At 49.7% G+C, this 17,298-nt stretch carries 16 protein-coding genes and 1 rRNA gene; 15 read left to right on the forward strand and 2 right to left on the reverse strand.

The features are described from left to right. Positions 1–5 precede the first annotated feature (5 nt). Positions 6–722 (reverse strand): SDR family NAD(P)-dependent oxidoreductase, encoded by a 717-nt coding sequence (locus BUA12_RS06135; RefSeq protein WP_072709459.1) that lies wholly within the window; start codon positions 720–722, stop codon positions 6–8. A 125-nt stretch (positions 723–847) separates the two neighbouring features. Between BUA12_RS06135 and kynU the strand changes: the two genes are divergently transcribed. The 12 genes from kynU to BUA12_RS06195 all read left to right on the forward strand — a co-directional run bounded on the left by kynU (position 848) and on the right by BUA12_RS06195 (position 13,158). Continuing rightward, entirely contained in the window at positions 848–2,113 is a 1,266-nt protein-coding gene (kynU, locus tag BUA12_RS06140) for a kynureninase (RefSeq protein ID WP_072709461.1), read from the forward strand. After that, positions 2,110–2,733: an arylformamidase gene (gene kynB, locus BUA12_RS06145; protein ID WP_072709463.1), complete on the forward strand. Its 624-nt coding sequence runs from the start codon at positions 2,110–2,112 to the stop codon at positions 2,731–2,733. The genes kynU and kynB overlap by 4 nt, the downstream gene beginning before the upstream one ends. Before the next feature lie 2 nt (positions 2,734–2,735). Beyond that, entirely contained in the window at positions 2,736–3,578 is an 843-nt protein-coding gene (locus BUA12_RS06150; protein ID WP_072709465.1) for a tryptophan 2,3-dioxygenase, read from the forward strand. 16 nt (positions 3,579–3,594) lie between these two features. Beyond that, positions 3,595–3,915, forward strand: coding sequence for a hypothetical protein (locus BUA12_RS06155; RefSeq protein ID WP_072709467.1), 321 nt, complete (start codon positions 3,595–3,597; stop codon positions 3,913–3,915). A gap of 172 nt (positions 3,916–4,087) precedes the next feature. Next, complete coding sequence (locus tag BUA12_RS06160; protein WP_072709469.1) at positions 4,088–5,236, forward strand: NAD-dependent epimerase/dehydratase family protein; 1,149 nt, start codon at positions 4,088–4,090, stop codon at positions 5,234–5,236. Positions 5,237–5,265: 29 nt separating this feature from the next. Beyond that, positions 5,266–6,399, forward strand: coding sequence for a glycosyltransferase (locus BUA12_RS06165; RefSeq protein WP_072709470.1), 1,134 nt, complete (start codon positions 5,266–5,268; stop codon positions 6,397–6,399). A gap of 18 nt (positions 6,400–6,417) precedes the next feature. Continuing rightward, entirely contained in the window at positions 6,418–7,719 is a 1,302-nt protein-coding gene (locus BUA12_RS06170; RefSeq protein ID WP_072709471.1) for a pyrimidine-nucleoside phosphorylase, read from the forward strand. Between the two features lie 19 nt (positions 7,720–7,738). Continuing rightward, positions 7,739–8,893, forward strand: a complete 1,155-nt coding sequence (locus tag BUA12_RS06175) for a UTP--glucose-1-phosphate uridylyltransferase (protein ID WP_084669964.1) — start codon at positions 7,739–7,741, stop codon at positions 8,891–8,893. Continuing rightward, the gene (trhA, locus tag BUA12_RS06180; RefSeq protein WP_072709472.1) at positions 8,893–9,594 is read left to right on the forward strand and encodes a PAQR family membrane homeostasis protein TrhA; all 702 of its coding nucleotides are present in this window, start codon (positions 8,893–8,895) and stop codon (positions 9,592–9,594) included. The genes BUA12_RS06175 and trhA overlap by 1 nt, the downstream gene beginning before the upstream one ends. A 66-nt stretch (positions 9,595–9,660) precedes the next feature. After that, positions 9,661–10,470, forward strand: a complete 810-nt coding sequence (gene proC, locus BUA12_RS06185; RefSeq protein WP_072709473.1) for a pyrroline-5-carboxylate reductase — start codon at positions 9,661–9,663, stop codon at positions 10,468–10,470. A gap of 57 nt (positions 10,471–10,527) precedes the next feature. Continuing rightward, positions 10,528–12,078, forward strand: a complete 1,551-nt coding sequence (locus BUA12_RS06190; protein WP_072709475.1) for an amidohydrolase — start codon at positions 10,528–10,530, stop codon at positions 12,076–12,078. Continuing rightward, positions 12,079–13,158, forward strand: a complete 1,080-nt coding sequence (locus BUA12_RS06195) for an NAD/NADP-dependent octopine/nopaline dehydrogenase family protein (protein ID WP_084669966.1) — start codon at positions 12,079–12,081, stop codon at positions 13,156–13,158. Positions 13,159–13,213: 55 nt separating this feature from the next. On the opposite strand, the gene BUA12_RS06200 is transcribed toward BUA12_RS06195, so the two are convergent. Then, entirely contained in the window at positions 13,214–14,590 is a 1,377-nt protein-coding gene (locus BUA12_RS06200) for an alanine/glycine:cation symporter family protein (RefSeq protein WP_072709476.1), read from the reverse strand. A 253-nt stretch (positions 14,591–14,843) separates the two neighbouring features. Between BUA12_RS06200 and BUA12_RS06205 the strand changes: the two genes are divergently transcribed. From BUA12_RS06205 to BUA12_RS06215, 3 genes are all read left to right on the forward strand, one after another. Next, complete coding sequence (locus tag BUA12_RS06205) at positions 14,844–15,896, forward strand: Mrp/NBP35 family ATP-binding protein (RefSeq protein ID WP_072709478.1); 1,053 nt, start codon at positions 14,844–14,846, stop codon at positions 15,894–15,896. 11 nt (positions 15,897–15,907) lie between these two features. Next, complete coding sequence (locus BUA12_RS06210; RefSeq protein ID WP_072709480.1) at positions 15,908–16,693, forward strand: KinB-signaling pathway activation protein; 786 nt, start codon at positions 15,908–15,910, stop codon at positions 16,691–16,693. A 410-nt stretch (positions 16,694–17,103) separates the two neighbouring features. Then, a 16S ribosomal RNA gene (locus BUA12_RS06215) occupies positions 17,104–17,298 on the forward strand; the annotation flags it as partial.

Genomic DNA, 17,298 nt, shown 5'->3' on the forward strand with positions numbered 1-17,298 from the left:
TCCTATTATTTTTCCTGAGGGTTCGTTGCCCACATTTCGGTGTTTTTAACGAGCGTACGCGGATGGATCTTCAGGTTGTTGACGATGATGTCTGCAATATCTTCAGGCTGGGTCATGGTGGCCTCATCGAGCTTCGTGTTGCCGATCAGCGATGTGTTGACGGCGGAAGGTGTCAGGTAGGAGACACGGACGTTGTGCGGCCGCATTTCCTTGAGCAGCCCTTCGGTCATGCCGATGACGGCGAATTTCGTCGCTGAATAAAGTGATCCGCCCGGCCCGGAACGGAGTCCGGATACGGAAGCGATATTGACGACATCACCGCTCTTCTGTTCCACCATTCCCGGCAGCACCGCTTTCAGCATATGATACATCCCAAAGACATTGACCTGCATCATCTTCTCGAAATCTTCGGTATTGGACTCGAGGAACGGTCCGTTATCCATCAGGCCGGCATTGTTGATCAAGATATCGATGGAATCGAATGTTTCATTCGCTTCTTCGACAGCTGACTGTACGCCTGCTTCATTGGATACATCCGCACTGATGGCGATGACTTCAACGCCTGTTTTGGCGATTTCCGATTTCGCTTCTTCCAGCGCTTTTTCATCGCGGCCCATGATTGCCACATTGACGCCTTCATCCGCCAGGTTCAGCGCGGTATGGAAACCGATGCCGCGGCTGCCCCCGGTGATGATGGCGTTCTTACCTTGTAGATTCTGCATAAACACACTCCAATCTTCATTTAGTGCCATTGTACCAAAGCGGGCACTGTCTATCATTGATAAAGGCCGGGAATTTCTATAAAATGAACTTAAGCGCTTACACATGACGACAGGAGAGATATCAAATGGAAAAATGGCTTGAAACCGCGAAGCAGTACGATGCGGAAGATCATATCGGGAATTACAAAAATGAATTCTATATCGGCGAAAATCTATATTATATGGATGGAAACTCGCTCGGTCTCATGAGCCGGCGCGCAGAAGCGAGTGTTCTGGATGTTCTGGATGACTGGAAAACCCTCGGCATCGACGGCTGGACGGAAGGGGAGCGGCCGTGGTTCTACATGTCCGAGAGGATCGGGGAACTGATGGCGGGGCTCATCGGAGCGGACAAGGGATCGGTGCTTGCGGCCAATTCCACGACGGTGAATATCCACCAGGCCGTGCGCACACTGTACCGGCCGACCGGTTCCAGGTATAAGGTCATCGTCGATGAACTGAATTTCCCGTCGGATATATACGCGGTACAGGCTGTGCTGGATGATTACGGACGCGGTGATGCACTGCTGAAGGCGGAAAGCCGCGACGGCCACACACTGGAGACGGAGGACATCATCGGTCTCATGGATGAGAGTGTGGCGATGGTCTTTTTGCCGTCCATTCTTTACAGAAGCGGTCAGATCCTGGATATGGAAAGATTGACTGAAGCCGCACATGAGAAGGGGATCATCATCGGTTTCGACCTGTGCCATTCCATCGGGGCCATCCCGCACGAATTGAAGGACTGGGGCGTCGACTTTGCGGTGTGGTGCACCTACAAGCACCTGAATGGCGGACCGGGATCTGTGGCGGGTCTTTATGTCCACCCCGGACATCACCGAAAACATGCCTCTTTGAAAGGCTGGTTCGGCAACAATAAAGAAACCCAGTTCGATATGGATCATGCATTCGACCCGGCGGAAGACATCAGCCAGTACCAGATCGGCACCCCGCATATACTCTCCATGGCACCTCTGCTCGGCGCTTTGGAGATATTCAATGACGTGGGCATCGCAAAGGTCAGGGAGAAATCACTCAGGCTGACCGGTCTCATGCTTGAGGTGCTGGATGCTGAATTCAAGGAATACGGCATTGAAATCGTGACGCCGCGTGGAGCGGACGCGCGGGGCGGCCATGTGCTGATCGGTCATGAACATGCTGCAGGCATCACTGCGGCATTGAAATCCAGGGGTGTCATCCCCGACTTCAGGGCGCCGGGTTATGTCAGGATTGCGCCTGTCGCCCTCTACAACAGTTTTGAAGATGTTTATCACACACTCAGGATATTAAAGGAGATCATGGACGACGGAACTTATAAAAAATTCGGGAATCAGCGGGGAGTGGTCGCATGACATGGATCGACATCACACAGACACTGACGGAAGACACGGCGCACTGGCCGGAAGATACACCTTTCAATTTTGAAGTGCCTGTCACCAAAGCGGATACAGGCTCGGTGAATATCGGCAAGATCACGACGAGCACACATACCGGGACACATATCGATGCACCGTTCCACTTCGATGAGGCTGGTAGGACCATTGAAACACTCGATGTCAACCGGTACATCGGGGAGGCCACCATCATCGAAGTGTATGATACAGGAGAAATCACCAGAGAAGCGCTTGAGCGCTTCACAGTCAAAGGGCGTATTTTGCTGATCAGAACGCAGAAAGCCTATGATACGGAAAGATTCCCGGAGGAAGTGCCGGTGCTGGCTGAGGATGCAGTCGCCTACATCGCATCCCTCGGGATAAAGCTTTACGGCATCGATGTGCCGTCGGTTGACGCACTCGATTCCAAAGATCTCACCATCCATCACAAACTGCATCAAAACGATATCATGATCATCGAGAATGTCGTACTGGCGGAGACGCCGGGAGGGTTCTACGATTTCATCGCCCTGCCTTTAAAGATCAAAGGCGGAGACGGCTCGCCCGTCCGGGCGGTCGTTAAAGCCAAGGGGGAGTAGGAATGTCAGAGTATCAAGACAAGACACTGAACGGGGAAGACGTGAAGACGGACTTCAATAAGGATATGACGTACGGGGAATACTTATCACTCGAACAGGTGCTCACGGCGCAGAAGCCGCTGTCTGATGAGCATGACGAGCAGCTGTTCATCATCATTCATCATGTTTCGGAATTGTGGATGAAATTGATGATACATGAACTGAATTCGGCAATCCGGGACATCGAATCGGATGATTTCCGGGTCGCGTTCAAAAAACTTGCCCGGGTGGCGAACGCACAGCAGCAGATCATCGCGTCATGGGATGTCCTCTCGACCCTCACACCGAGCGATTACCTGAAATTCAGGGATGTGCTGGCCAACGCCTCCGGGTTCCAGTCCTACCAGAACCGGATGATGGAATACTGCCTCGGCTATAAGACGACTCACGCTTTGAAGATATATGAAAAAGATCCGGAAATATATGACCGGCTGAAGCGCCAGTTGGAAACCCCGAGCATATATGATGCGGCGATCCGTGCGGTCCACCGGGCCGGGTTCCACATAGATGAAGCGGTATTGGACCGGGATGTCACTAAAGATTATGAAGCGAACGATTCGGTCAAGGCAGCATTCAGGCAGATTTACCTGAATTCCGAGGAGCATTTCGTATTGTATGAGCTTCTGGAAAAACTGGTGGATATTGAAGACAGGTACAGCCAGTGGCGTTTCAGGCATATGAAGACGGTGGAGCGGATCATCGGTTTCAAGACGGGGACCGGCGGCAGTTCCGGCGTCAATTATTTGAAGCGTGTGATCGATAAATATTTCTTCAAGGAATTGTGGGAATTACGGACTGAATTATAAAAAGGAGGGGCTGGATTTGAAGGATTACGGCCAGACGAATATTTTCGATGATGTGATCAAAGAGGATGAGACATTTGTCATCGTCGTGCAGGAAATCAGTGACCAGCCGGGCGGACTTCAGAAAAAGGTCCTGCGGGAATACACGAGCCTGAAGATGGACCAGATGAAGAACCTGTTCGAGCATTTGAAGGATTTTTATCTTGAAGAGAAGCTGTCCGGGACGGGGCAGTACTTCGATATCACTGTCTACACCAATGAAGAGTATGCAGGGGATAATATATATGCCCATATAAAAAGGCACCGCAACAGCAAAGGGTGGACGACGGGCACGAAATGAATATTGGACGGGCGGAAGCGCCCGTCCACTTTTATTTCCCATGTGGAATTTGTAAACAAGTAATATGCCGATGCGTATAAAAATTTGTTACTGTGACGATTAATATTTATAATGGAGGTGTATACATAAGTATACTTGGAAAAATATTCGTAGCGAATCGGAGGATGTTCAAATGAGAATTATTGTAGCTGGAGGAGACGGTTTTTGCGGATGGCCGACTGCACTCTACTTATCTGAAAAAGGGCATGACGTCACTATAGTGGATAATCTGGTCAGAAGGAAGTATGATGAGGAACTCAATTCCAACTCGGTCACGCCGATTGCCTCACTGGAAGAGCGGGTGGCGAAATGGAATGAACTCACCGGTAAAGAGATCAAAGTTTACGAAGGTGACCTTAACCATTATGATTTCCTGAGCCTTGTGTTCAAACAGGAACGTCCCGAAGCATTCGTCCATTTTGCAGAACAGCGTTCGGCGCCTTATTCCATGATCGACCGTGAGCACGCTGTTTACACCCACCAAAATAATGTGATCGGCAACCTGAATGTGCTGTATGCGATCAAAGAGTTCGAACCGGACTGCCATCTGATCAAGCTGGGCACGATGGGCGAATACGGCCAGCCGAACATCGACATCGAAGAAGGGTACATCGAAGTCGAACATAAGGGCAGAAAAGACGTCCTGCCGTTCCCGAAACAGCCGGGATCTTTCTACCACCTGACAAAAGTGCATGATACGGATAACATCATGTTCGCATGCAAAATCTGGGGAATCCGTGCAACGGACTTGAACCAGGGTGTCGTATATGGATTGAATACGGAAGAAACATTGAAGGACCCGGTCCTCGTCAACCGCCTGGATTATGATGCGATTTTCGGTACAGCACTGAACCGCTTCCTCACACAGGCGGCGATCGGTCACGATTTGACCGTCTACGGTGCAGGCGGACAGACGCGGGGCTATCTGAACATCAAAGATACCGTACGCTGCGTTGAAATTGCGGCGGAAAACCCGGCGGATAAAGGTGAATTCAGGGTGTTCAACCAGTTTACAGAGTCATTCTCCGTCCTGGAACTTGCACAGAAGATACAGGGCGTCGCAAAAGAACTGGGCATAGACGTTGAAGTCTCAAACCTTGAGAACCCGCGTGTGGAGAAGGAGGAACATTATTATAATGCTGTGAATACGGCCTTGATCGACCTTGGCCTGGAACCGCATCTCCTGACCGACGACGTACTGAAAGAGATCCTCGAGTACTGCCTCGAGTATAAAGACAGGATCATCGTGGACAATGTACTGCCACAGGTCACTTGGAAATAAATAGTTTTAAATCTGGAGGCTGCTCACGCATGAAAATCGCGATTGTAACAGAAACATTCCTGCCATCGACTGATGGCATCGTCACACGATTGAAAAAAGCGATCGATCATTTCCTTCACGCGGGCCATGAAGTGCTGGTCATAGCCCCCGATCTCGGTGTGTCAGACTACAAAGGTGCGAAAGTGATCGGCGTGAAGCCGGTCACTTTCCCTTTTTACCGATACAGGAAATGGGGGTTCCCGTCCCGTAAGGTCTACCGGGAGCTGGAAAAGTTCAAGCCGGATGTGGTCCACGCCGTGAATCCGCTGCTGCTCGCGACGAGCGCGGTGACCGCTGCACAGAAGCTTGAAGTGCCGCTTGTCTCCTCGTATCATACCCATCTGCCGAAATACCTGGATTTTTATTCCGTATATAAACCGTTGAAGCCTTTATTATGGTGGTATATCAGAAGGCAGCATAAAAATGCGGATGTCAATCTGGTCACTTCCCGGTCGATGTACGAAACGTTGGATCGCGAAGGTGTCGAAAGGCTTGCAATCATCCCGCGGGGAGTGGATATTGAAAAGCGCCATCCAAAATTCCGGGACGAAGAGATGCGGGACCGGCTCACAGGAGGAAGGCCCGAAAATAAACTGCTTGTCTTCATTGGAAGGCTCGCCATAGAAAAGGAAATACATAAGCTTTTGCCCATGCTCGAGCAGCGGTCGGACATCAGCCTTGCGATCATCGGGGACGGCCCGGCAAGAAAAGGGCTTGAGAAGACCTTTGAAGGCACGGGTACGGTATTCACCGGTTTCCTGCATGGTGAAGAGCTCTCAAAAGCTTATGCATCGAGCGATGCCTTCATTTTTCCGAGCATCTCCGAAACACTCGGCCTTGTCATCCTTGAAGGGATGGCATCCGGCCTCCCCATCATCGCTGCAAAGAGCGGACCGACGATGGAGCAGGTCACCCATGGGAAAAACGGTATGCTCTTTGAAAGTGGAGATCTCGACAGCCTGCTTGCGGCGGTCGAAATGATCGATGACAAGGAAAATTACGAGAGGATCAGGGTCGAGGCAAGGGAAGAAGCGCTCAAATATTCCTGGGACAATGCCTCCAAGCGCCTGCTGGATTACTATAAAGGTGCAAGGGACAGGCATTCCGTGGGCAGGAGTGACTGATATACAGGAGGGATTCATATGAGAATGGTGGATATTATTGCGAAGAAACGTGACGGGGAAGCACTCACCAAAGAGGAAATCGACTTCTTTGTGGAAGGCTATACGAATGATGAAATACCGGACTATCAGGTGTCGAGCCTGATGATGGCGATGTTCTTCAACGATATGAATGATGAGGAGCGGGCGAACCTGACGATGGCGATGGTGGCTTCCGGCGACCAGATCGACCTCTCGGAGATCGAGGGTGTGAAAGTCGATAAGCACTCGACCGGCGGTGTCGGCGATACGACGACGCTCGTCCTTGCACCGCTCGTGGCGGCACTCGATGTGCCTGTCGCGAAGATGAGCGGGCGTGGGCTCGGCCATACGGGCGGTACAATCGATAAGCTTGAAGCGGTTGAAGGGTTCCATGTGGAAATCTCAGAGCGGGAATTCACAGATATCGTGAACAGGGATAAAGTCGCGGTCATTGGACAGTCGGGCAATCTGACGCCTGCTGATAAGAAGCTTTATGCCTTGCGTGATGTGACGGCGACGGTCAATTCGATCCCGCTGATCGCAAGCTCGATCATGAGCAAGAAGATCGCAGCCGGTGCAGATGCAATCGTGCTCGACGTGAAAGTCGGCGACGGTGCATTCATGAAGACTGAAGAAGATGCGGCGGAACTCGCTTCAGCGATGGTCTCGATCGGCAACAATGTAGGACGTAATACGATGGCGATCATCTCGAGCATGGAAGAGCCGCTGGGACGTGCAATCGGCAACGCACTCGAAGTACAGGAAGCGATAGAGACGCTGAGAGGGGAAGGGCCCCGTGACCTGACCGAACTGAGCCTCGAACTCGGCAGCCAGATGGTGGTGCTCGGCGGCAAGGCAGAGACACTTGAAGAAGCGCGGGAGAAGCTGCAGGGTGCAATTGAAGACGGCAGCGCGCTTGAGAAGTTCAAAGTGTTCCTGGAAAACCAGGGCGGGGACGCGTCCATCGTGGATGACACCGGCAGACTGCCACAGGCAAAATTCAAGTTTGAAGTGGAATCAACCGAGGCAGGATACGTCGAGGAAATCGGTTCCGAGGCAATGGGTGTCGCATCCAGCATGCTTGGTGCCGGCCGTCAGACGAAAGATGATGAAATCGACCTTGCCGTCGGCCTCATGCTGAATAAAAAAGTCGGGGACCGTGTCGAAGCGGGGGATTCTCTTGTCACGATATACAGCAATACCGAAGCCGTTGAAGCCGTCAAAACTAAAATCCTTGATAATTATAAGATCGGCGGGGAGGAAAAAGACATCCCGCTCATTCGCAAAGTGATCACTGAATAATATGATGAGGAGTAAAGCCATGATTGAAAAATGGATTCCGCAATACTACAAACTGGGCGCTGAAGAACAGCAGCACCTGGCAGAAACTTTCGAAGCACTGGACATCGGGGAGATAGAGAAGGTGTATGAGGAGACTTACCTCAATCCACCACCGGTGGATATGGCGAAGATAGAAGAGATTCCCTATATTTCAGAGGAGGCGATCGAAGAAGCACGCAAAAGGAAACTGAAAGCGCGTGCCGAAACCTCAATCAACGAAGGTGAGTTTGCCGTACTGCTGATGGCAGGGGGGCAGGGTACACGCCTCGGGCATCCGGGCCCGAAGGGCACATTCTCATTCGACGGGGTGTCTTTATTCGCACTCCAGGCAAGGCAGCTGAAGAAGTATGGGGCCGGAGCGGGTCTCCCGGTGCACTGGTATATCATGACGAGCGATATCAATCACACCGAAACCCTTGAATTTTTCAAGCAGAATGATCATTTCGGGCTTCCTGAAGAGAATGTGCATTTCTTCAAACAGGAACACTTCCCGCCGGTCGGAAAGGACAAGACGCTGCTGCTGACGGCAGACAGGCGCATCATGATGACCCCGAACGGCAACGGCGGTGTGTTCGCGTCATTATATAGGTCGGGGATGCTTGAAGATATGAAGGCACGCGGGGTCAGGCATGTCTTCATGAACAATGTGGATAATGCAGTCGTAAAGGTGCTGGATCCACTGCTTGCCGGTCTCCATCTGGAAAGCGGAAGTGAAATCACATCAAAATCCATCGTGCCGAAGCCTGGCGAGAGCGTCGGCCGTCTGAGTCTGGTGGGCGGTGCCAAGGCGGTGGTCGAATATACGGAACTGCCGGAAGGATCGGACCGGGATTTCCTGAACGGCAATATCGGCATCCACATTTTCACGACGGATTTTCTGGATAAGGCGGGGAAAGTTGAAATGCCCTACCACCTGGCTTTGAAAAAGCTCTCCTTCCTTGATGCGGAGCTGAACGAAGTGAAGGAAGAAGTGCTGAAGTTCGAGAAGTTTTATTTTGATGCATTCAACCATGCCGGGACGCACCATACACTGCAGGTGGACAGAAAAGGGGAGTTCTCACCGCTTAAGAATAAAGAAGGTCAAGACAGCATAGAAACGGCTTATCAGGCCCTCAAAACCGAAGGGCTGATCTGATGGAGAGAAACGACGGTGCAATCAGGCATACTCACAACAGGAAAGCCCGCGAGAAAAGTTCGATGCGCGGCATCATCCCTTTATCTTTTGGTGAGGAGGTGGGGAACAGTGTAAGCCACGGTGTCGCCGCCCTCGTCTTCATCATGCTGCTCCCGTTCACCTCTGTGTACATGTATCTGGAAGGCGGGACGGCGCATGCTGTCGCCGGCTCTATATATGTCATCAGCATACTGCTCATGTTCCTGACCTCGACACTGTACCACTCCATGGCGCATAATACCCAGCATAAATACATCATGCGCCTGCTCGACCACAGCTTCATCTATATCGCCATTGCCGGGACATATACACCGATCGCGATTTCGGTCATCGGCGGCTTCTGGGGCACATTCACACTCGCCGTTCAATGGATTGCAGCCTTGTGCGGCATACTGTACAAAATACTGAGTCCAAGAGTCAGTTCCAAAGTCAGCATGATTTTCTACTTGCTGATGGGCTGGATGGCCGTATTATTTACACCCATCATCATCAGCGAAACGAACTGGGTCTTCATCGGCCTGATTGTGCTCGGCGGCCTCAGTTATACTGCAGGTGCATGGTTTTATTCGCAGAAGGAGCGGAATTACTTTCATATGATATGGCACTTCTTCATCATCATTGCAAGCGGATTGCATTATGCGGCCATCGTATTTTATATTTAAACTTCACTTTTCCCATCAGTTTGTTAAGATGTAACCTGGGTCAAAAATATTTATGGAGTTGATTTGATGAAAATTGTCTTTTACGGGGCAGGGAATATGGCAAGTGCGATTTTTATCGGAATGATAGAAAATCAAGTTGTGGAGCCTTCTGAGATATACTTGACCAGCAGAAGCATGCAGGAAAAGATAAAGTTCTTTAAAGAAAACCTGGGCGTCAATGTTTCTTACGACGACACGGAACTATTGAAAGATGCAGATTATGTGATACTTGCGAGCAAGCCACAGAGTTTTCCTTCAGTTGCCAGCAGAATCAGGCCATATCTTGAACCGAAGACAAAAGTCGTCTCCGTCATGGCAGGGACTCAGATCAAGACGGTCCGGCGGGAATTGAAGACTGAAAACCCGATTGCTAGAATCATGCCCAACACCAATGCAATGGTACGCCACTCAGTGAACGGCATATCCTATTCCAGTAATTTCACCGACAGGGATGAACTGATAGAATTGATGGAGAGTTTTGGAACAACCGTCACAGTCGAGGAAGACGAGATGCATAACATCACCGCGGCGACGGGGTCCGGATCGGCTTTTCTCTATTATATATATGAAAAATACGCAGAAAGTCTGATGGAGTTGGGCTTTGATGAAGAAGAGGCGATGTTCCTGACGCGCAACCTCGTCATCGGGGCCGGCAAGATGGTCGAAGATTCCGAGCTCTCTTTCAGTGACCTGCGCAAGAATATTACATCAAAACGCGGCACCACAGAGGCGGGGCTGGATGCCCTGGACGGTGAGAGCCTGAAAAAAATATTGATCACGACCCTGACGGCTGCAGCAAGCCGCAGCGAAGAGCTGAGTCAGGACGAAGATGAGTGAGGCACGAATACTTCATATTAAAATTAATATGAAGTATTTTTTAAAGGAGGCAGTTCAATGAGGACTCTATATAAAAACGGCAGGATATACAGCATGGCTTCAAAGGATGAGGTCTTTGAGAGCATCCTGACGGAAGACGGCAGAGTATCGGCCGTCAACCCGGGAGAAGTGGAAGCGGATCAGGTGATCGACCTGCAGGGCGGTGCGATGCTGCCGGGATTGAATGATACACATCTACACCTCGTCATGGTGGGAAAAAGGCTCAAGTCACTTGTTTTATACGATGAAAATGATGTCGACCGCGTAAAAGAACTGATCAACGATCACAGTTCCGACAGGGAATGGGACTTGATACTGGGTTATGATGAGAACAATTTTAAAGACGGCTACCGCATCAGCCGTCATGAACTGGATGTGTTGACGGATAAACCGACGCTCGTTGCACGGGTCTGCCAGCATGCGGGGATCGTCAATACGAAAGCCCTTGAGGCACTGGGCGTCGATGCTTCTGTGGAAGACCCGGAAGGCGGTTCTTATGAGCGTGATGCGGACGGGGAGCTTACAGGCTGGGTGTACGATACGGCATTCGACATGTTCAGGGCCGCACAGGTCGATGATACGATCGAATCGGTCAGCGATGACATCACTGTCGCCGTGGAACATTTATATACGCTCGGTGTTACGGGTGTGCATACTGAGGATATGGCATATTACGGAGAGAATGACATTCCGCTCAACGCCTATTTGAACACGATTGGTGAAGATGCCTTAAAATTCAGGGTGAACCTGCTCAGGCATGAATCCGTCTATGAAGAGATGGTGGAGAAGGCGCCGAGGTATAAAAAAGACTGGGTGGACAAAGATGCCATGAAAATATTCGCAGACGGTGCATTTGGAGGACGGACCGCCCTGATGAAAAAACCTTATGAACAGAGTGAGGACATCGGGCTGCGCATCCATACAAGTGAAAACCTTGAAGCGCTCGTTCAAAAAGCGAGACGCAACGGTGATGCGGTCGCCGTGCATGTGATTGGTGACCGGGCGACCGAGATGGTGCTGGATGCGATTGAAAAATACCCTGCACCTGAAGGGCTGCACGACCGGCTGATCCATGTGAGCCTGCTCGATGCTGATCTGATGGAAAGAATGTCCAGGCTGAACGTGATATGTGATATCCAGCCTACGTTCCTCACATCAGACATGCCGTGGGTCGAGGATTACATCGGTAAAGAGCGGGCGGAGCGTCTGTATAATTTCAGGACGATGAGCGAAAAAGGCCTGCTGCTCGGCGGCGGATCGGACGCGCCGATAGAGGATGTCAATCCGCTCTCAGGTGTTCACGCGCTTGTTACGAGAGAGGGACGGAGCGGGGTTTATAATGAAAGTGAAAAAATCGGCGTCTTTGAGGCGTTTCAGATGTATACTAAAAATGCTGCGGAAATCGTTTACCGGGGTGACCGTTCAGGCCTGATCAAAGAAGGCTATTATGCAGACTTTACAGTATTCGACCGGGACGTAATGGACGTCAGGGCGGAAGAATTGCCTGAAGCAAAGGTATTGTATACGATCATCGAAGATGAAGTGGTTTATCAAAAAGGAGGAATTTAGGTGGCATTGAAAATTGGTATTTTTGGAGCCGGGCACGGTGGAGTGACGGCAGCGGCGGATCTGACGAAAAGAGGGCATACGGTCACTTTGTATCAGTCGCCGGATTCGAAAAGTGATTTGAGCAAACTGAGGGAAAGCAATGAAATCATATTGAACGGAGACCCGGTGAAGATCCACTCTTTCACCCGTGATGTGACGGAAGCGGTCGGCGGGCAGGATGTGCTGATGCTTGCGATACCTGCACCTGCTGTCGAGAAGGTGGCGGAAAACATCGCACAGTACATCGAAGATGGACAGCATATCTATATCAACAGCGCGAGTGCGATGTGCAGCATCAGATTCCGCAATGTCATGGAGAAGCTTGGCATAGATAAAGACATCAGAGTGGGAGAATCCATGTCGCTGACCTATGCTTCAAGATATGATGCGGCAGCCAATGAAGCGAAGTTGATCGGCTTCAATGAGCATAACCTGTTTGCAGCTTATCCGGCCAAAGATACCGATGAAATGCTGGAAGTTCTAAGCGAGATGTATGATTTCGTCAAAGCTGAAACCATCATCGAGGTCACGCTGAATAACGGCAACCCGGAAAGCCATCCGGGGCCGTCCATCCTGAATGCCGGACGCATCGACTATGCAGGAGACAGTTTCTACTTATATAAAGAAGGCATCACGGAACATACGGTCAATGTCGTGCATAAAATAGACGAAGAACGTCAGGCGATATGCAGGAAGCTTGGCTATGAAGCGGTCGATAAATCAGCACGCAGCGTGAGAAGCGGGTATTTCGAAGAAGGGAAACCGCTCCTTAAACAGTTCAATGAATCGCCCGTACTTCGTGAAATCCTTGGGCCGACCCATCTTGAAAACCGCTACATCACTGAAGATGTGGAAAGCGGGCTTGTACTCTGGGCAAGCATCGGCGATGCTGTGGGAGTGGACACGCCGGTGATGGATTCCGTGATCACACTGACCGGGGTCCTTCTCGAAAGGGATTATTTTGAAATCGGCCTGACGCTGGATAAACTCGGCATTGACATAAAGGACGCCGAAGAGCTGAACAAGATCATGATCGGATGATCGGTTTTGATATAAAATAAGAATCGTACTCATCCCCGGGATGAGTACGATTCTTTTATTCCATATCCTTTTTATAGTATTTACCTTCAGTATGGAAAAATTCCTTATAAAGTTCAATGATTTTAGGTGACAGCAGGAACACGGCGATCAGGTTCGGCAGCACTACAAAGAACAATGTCAGGTCGAGCAGTGACCAAAGGAAGGTGGCACCGCCGATGGCACCGATGACGATTGAAACGATATAGACGACTTTGATCACTTTGCCGGCCCATAGTCCGAACAGGAATTCCGCCTGTCTTGCACCGTAAAATATAACGACTGTAATTGTGGAGAAAACGAATAAGACCAGTGCAATCGCGACCATGCTGCCGCCAAAAGTTCCGAAAGTCTCTTCAAATGCACGTGAAGTCAGTGCTTCACGGACATTATCCTCATGTGCATCACCATGCTGCCACACACCTGTGATCAGTACAACGAATCCGGTGATCGTACAGACGACCAGAGTATCGACGACGATTTGGACGATGGCCCAGAAGGCCTGTCTGACGGGGTGATCGGTCTGTGCTGCTGCATGGGCAATCGGAGATGTACCGAGTCCGGCTTCGTTACTGTATATGCCCCGGGCAAATCCCCACCGGATCGATTCCGCCAATACGACACCGGCGCCTCCGCCGAGTGCGGCTGTCGGGTTGAAAGCTTCGGTGAAGATAAGGGCGAATATCTCTGGCACCATTTCGACATGCATGAAAATGATGATCAATCCTGCAATAATATAGAAGAAAGCCATCACAGGCACCAGATATGAAGTGACCCGGCCGATGCGCCTGACACCGCCGAACACCACGATGCCTGCAAAGATGGCAATGGATATGCCGGTATAAATCGGCGGCACCGAGAAACTGTCAGTCACTGTACTGGCAACGGCGTTGCTCTGCACCATGATGCTTGGTATCAGTTCTATCATCAGGAAAAAGGCGTACCAGACAGCGAGTATTTTCCCGATCAACGGCCACTTGATTCCGTTCTGCATATAATACATGGGACCGCCCACATATTCCCCGGCGGCATTTTTCTCACGGTAATGGACACCGAGTACGGTTTCCCCGAACTTCAAAGCCATTCCGAGAAAAGCGATGACCCACATCCAGAACAATGCACCGGGGCCGCCGAGCATGATTGCCACCGGTACACCGACGATGTTGGCCGCACCGATTGTGGAAGACAGTGCAGTGGTCATAGTCTGAAATGGTGTGATGGTCCCCTTGCCCTTCGTCTTCTTACCAACCTGTCCGATGGTCTGCTGAAATATGTAGAGCGGTATTCTGAACTGGAAAAACTTCAATCGGAAAGTCAGGAATACACTTGTGATCAAAAGCGCGATAATGATGGGATATCCCCACAGGAAGTCGGATATTGCGACAATAGTTTCCATCCATCTCATCCCCAATATTCAATTTTTATTTCTTACAATTGATATTATAAAAATAAATATGAAAAATCAACATAATTTTAAGAATATTTTAAATATTCCTGAGTGTATTAATCAATATTTCCTGTCATTCTAAAAAGGGAGTTTGAGTGAAGAGTGTGGGGCTTATCATAAATCCGGGGAGATTTTTTTATTTATTAGATAGTGATTATGTTATGATTATTATATTGAATTTTAAACACAAAGGAGAAATACAATGTTATCAACTAAAGAAGTAGAAGAGCTTCTCGGTGAAATCAATGATCCGGTCCTGAAGATTCCCATGAAAGATACCGAGGGAATCGTGGAAGTTAAGATAAAAGAAGAAAAAGAGCATGTCAGCGTCAAACTCGCCATCGGACGTATGGGTGGACAGGAGCAGCTTGACCTGCAGATGACGGTGGTCGACCTGCTTAAGGAAAACGGTTTTGCCACAGTCGGCATCCGCTTTGAAGAATTGGAAGACGATCTCATCAATGAGCACCGCGGCAGTGACGCTTCCGAGATAGAAAGCAAGTTCAGTGACGGCAAGACTGAATTCATCGCCATCGCTTCCGGTAAGGGTGGTGTCGGTAAATCGACGGTCGCAGTCAACATTGCAGTATCCCTTGCCAATGCGGGCAAGAAAGTGGGGATCATCGATGCTGACATATACGGATTCAGTGTGCCGGATATGATGGGCATAATGGAGAAGCCGGCTGTTGAAGATGAGAAGATCATACCAGTCAACCGTTACGGTGTCCAAGTCATCTCCATGGCATTTTTCGTGGAGGAGAACACCCCTGTCATCTGGCGCGGGCCGATGCTTGGTAAAATGCTGACGAGTTTCTTCAATGAAGTGCAGTGGGGTGAATTGGATTATCTGCTCCTCGATCTGCCACCGGGCACGGGTGACATTGCCCTTGATGTGCATCAGATGCTTCCATCGAGTAAAGAGATCATCGTCACAACGCCTCACCCGACAGCAGCGTTCGTCGCAGCGCGTGCTGGTTCAATGGCGCTTCACACCGATCATGAAATCATCGGTGTGATTGAGAACATGAGTTATTTTGAAAGTGAAACGACAGGACAGAAGGAATATGTCTTTGGAACAGGCGGCGGTGAAAAACTCGCAGCAGACCTGGAAGTCCCGTTACTCGGTCAGGTGCCGCTCGGCCAGCCGGAGTGGGACCATGATGATTTCGCACCTTCCATATACAAAGAAGGTCAGATCAGCGATATCTACAGGGACATAGCAAACGGGATCATCGCCCAGAGTAAAGACAAGTAGGAGAAAGCTGTATGACATCAAAATATCTGGTTAAGTTTTATTTCACCACTTTACTCATCGGAACCCTCATATCCACTGTCATCAGTCTGATACTGGAATATGAAAATGTGACCAGCTACCTCTTCAGGGGCGAGATCGGGGAATTTCTGGCCGGCCTTGTATGGTTCATCACTTTCGGTTTACTGATAGCGACCATCAGTCAAGTGGCGTTTTTCGTATATCTGTTCATTCACCCGTTGGGTATGGGGATATTCAAAGGTTTTTGGCCCTATATCCAGCTGCTACTCATAATTTACGCGGTCTTCGACCTATTCTATTTCAGATTTTATGAAGTCGGTGTGGATCAGGGAGCCGTATGGGGTTTCATGTGGATACCGATAATGATGATTGTATTCGGCATCGTCGTGGCAAGATACAAGAATCGACAGGTGGAAGGCGCAAATGTCTTCATCCCTTCATTATTCTTCATGGTGTTCATTACAGCAATCACGATGATCCCTTTCATAGTGGTGGATGACACCTCATGGATTTTCAGGTCGGTATTCGCAATTCTTGTGATGAATGCGTACCAGCTCATTAAACTTCCGGATTATATAGAAGCTTCCCGGCAGGAGAAAGAGAGACGTGGAAGAATCACTAAAAGTGACATCAATGATAAAAAGCGTGCAGAACTCAGAAAAGAACGGGATGAAGAGGCCCGTCTGGAAAAGCAGGCTAAGAAACAGAAACGGAAAGTCAAAAGTGATGATAAGAAGGCGGCAAAAAGCCGCAAAAGAGGCAGCGTCAAGCAGCAGTAAGTCTTTTAACGCCCGGCACCTTCACTGGTGTCGGGCGCTTTTTTCATCTATGATCCAAAGGTCATCCGAGGTTGCTTGTAAAAGTACAACAAAAGATGAACGGAATGTGTTGACGGTCTTGAAGAAACTTGGTATTCTATAAAAGTCGTCTTAAGAGACGTACGCAACTAGCACGGCAGACGGAAATTCCAAATATTAATTTTGTTAAATTAATATTAAATTACTGTTGCAAAGAAATAAAAGCTGTGCTAAGATAGTAAAGCAGTCAAACGAAGAACATTGAAAACTGAATGACAATATGTCAACGTTTAATTCCGATAAAAGCTTCTATTACAGGAGCGGTTGAGGCGGCCAACTAAAAAAACGCAGTGGTACTTATGGTACCGACCGAGCTCAAGATGAGCTTTCCATTTATGGAGAGTTTGATCCTGGCTCAGGATGAACGCTGGCGGCGTGCCTAATACATGCAAGTCGAGCGCGTCTTCATGGGAGCTTGCTCCCGTGGCGACGAGCGGCGGACGGGTGAGTAACACGTGGGCAACCTGCCCATCAGACGGGGATAACCGCGGGAAACCGTGGCTAATACCGGATAATCCTTTTCCACG

The organism is Lacicoccus alkaliphilus DSM 16010, assembly GCF_900142805.1.
Classification (GTDB): domain Bacteria; phylum Bacillota; class Bacilli; order Staphylococcales; family Salinicoccaceae; genus Lacicoccus; species Lacicoccus alkaliphilus.

Bases quoted from the DNA above. Each gene is read 5' to 3' on its own strand.
- BUA12_RS06165 (WP_072709470.1), top strand. From the start codon at position 5,266: ATGAAAATCGCGATTGTAACAGAAACATTCCTGCCATCGACTGATGGC.
- BUA12_RS06135 (WP_072709459.1), bottom strand. From the start codon at position 722: ATGCAGAATCTACAAGGTAAGAACGCCATCATCACCGGGGGCAGCCGC.
- BUA12_RS06190 (WP_072709475.1), top strand. From the start codon at position 10,528: ATGAGGACTCTATATAAAAACGGCAGGATATACAGCATGGCTTCAAAG.
- BUA12_RS06170 (WP_072709471.1), top strand. From the start codon at position 6,418: ATGAGAATGGTGGATATTATTGCGAAGAAACGTGACGGGGAAGCACTC.
- proC (WP_072709473.1), top strand. From the start codon at position 9,661: ATGAAAATTGTCTTTTACGGGGCAGGGAATATGGCAAGTGCGATTTTT.
- BUA12_RS06150 (WP_072709465.1), top strand. From the start codon at position 2,736: ATGTCAGAGTATCAAGACAAGACACTGAACGGGGAAGACGTGAAGACG.
- BUA12_RS06210 (WP_072709480.1), top strand. From the start codon at position 15,908: ATGACATCAAAATATCTGGTTAAGTTTTATTTCACCACTTTACTCATC.
- BUA12_RS06175 (WP_084669964.1), top strand. From the start codon at position 7,739: ATGATTGAAAAATGGATTCCGCAATACTACAAACTGGGCGCTGAAGAA.
- BUA12_RS06200 (WP_072709476.1), bottom strand. From the start codon at position 14,590: ATGGAAACTATTGTCGCAATATCCGACTTCCTGTGGGGATATCCCATC.
- kynB (WP_072709463.1), top strand. From the start codon at position 2,110: ATGACATGGATCGACATCACACAGACACTGACGGAAGACACGGCGCAC.
- trhA (WP_072709472.1), top strand. From the start codon at position 8,893: ATGGAGAGAAACGACGGTGCAATCAGGCATACTCACAACAGGAAAGCC.
- kynU (WP_072709461.1), top strand. From the start codon at position 848: ATGGAAAAATGGCTTGAAACCGCGAAGCAGTACGATGCGGAAGATCAT.
- BUA12_RS06205 (WP_072709478.1), top strand. From the start codon at position 14,844: ATGTTATCAACTAAAGAAGTAGAAGAGCTTCTCGGTGAAATCAATGAT.
- BUA12_RS06160 (WP_072709469.1), top strand. From the start codon at position 4,088: ATGAGAATTATTGTAGCTGGAGGAGACGGTTTTTGCGGATGGCCGACT.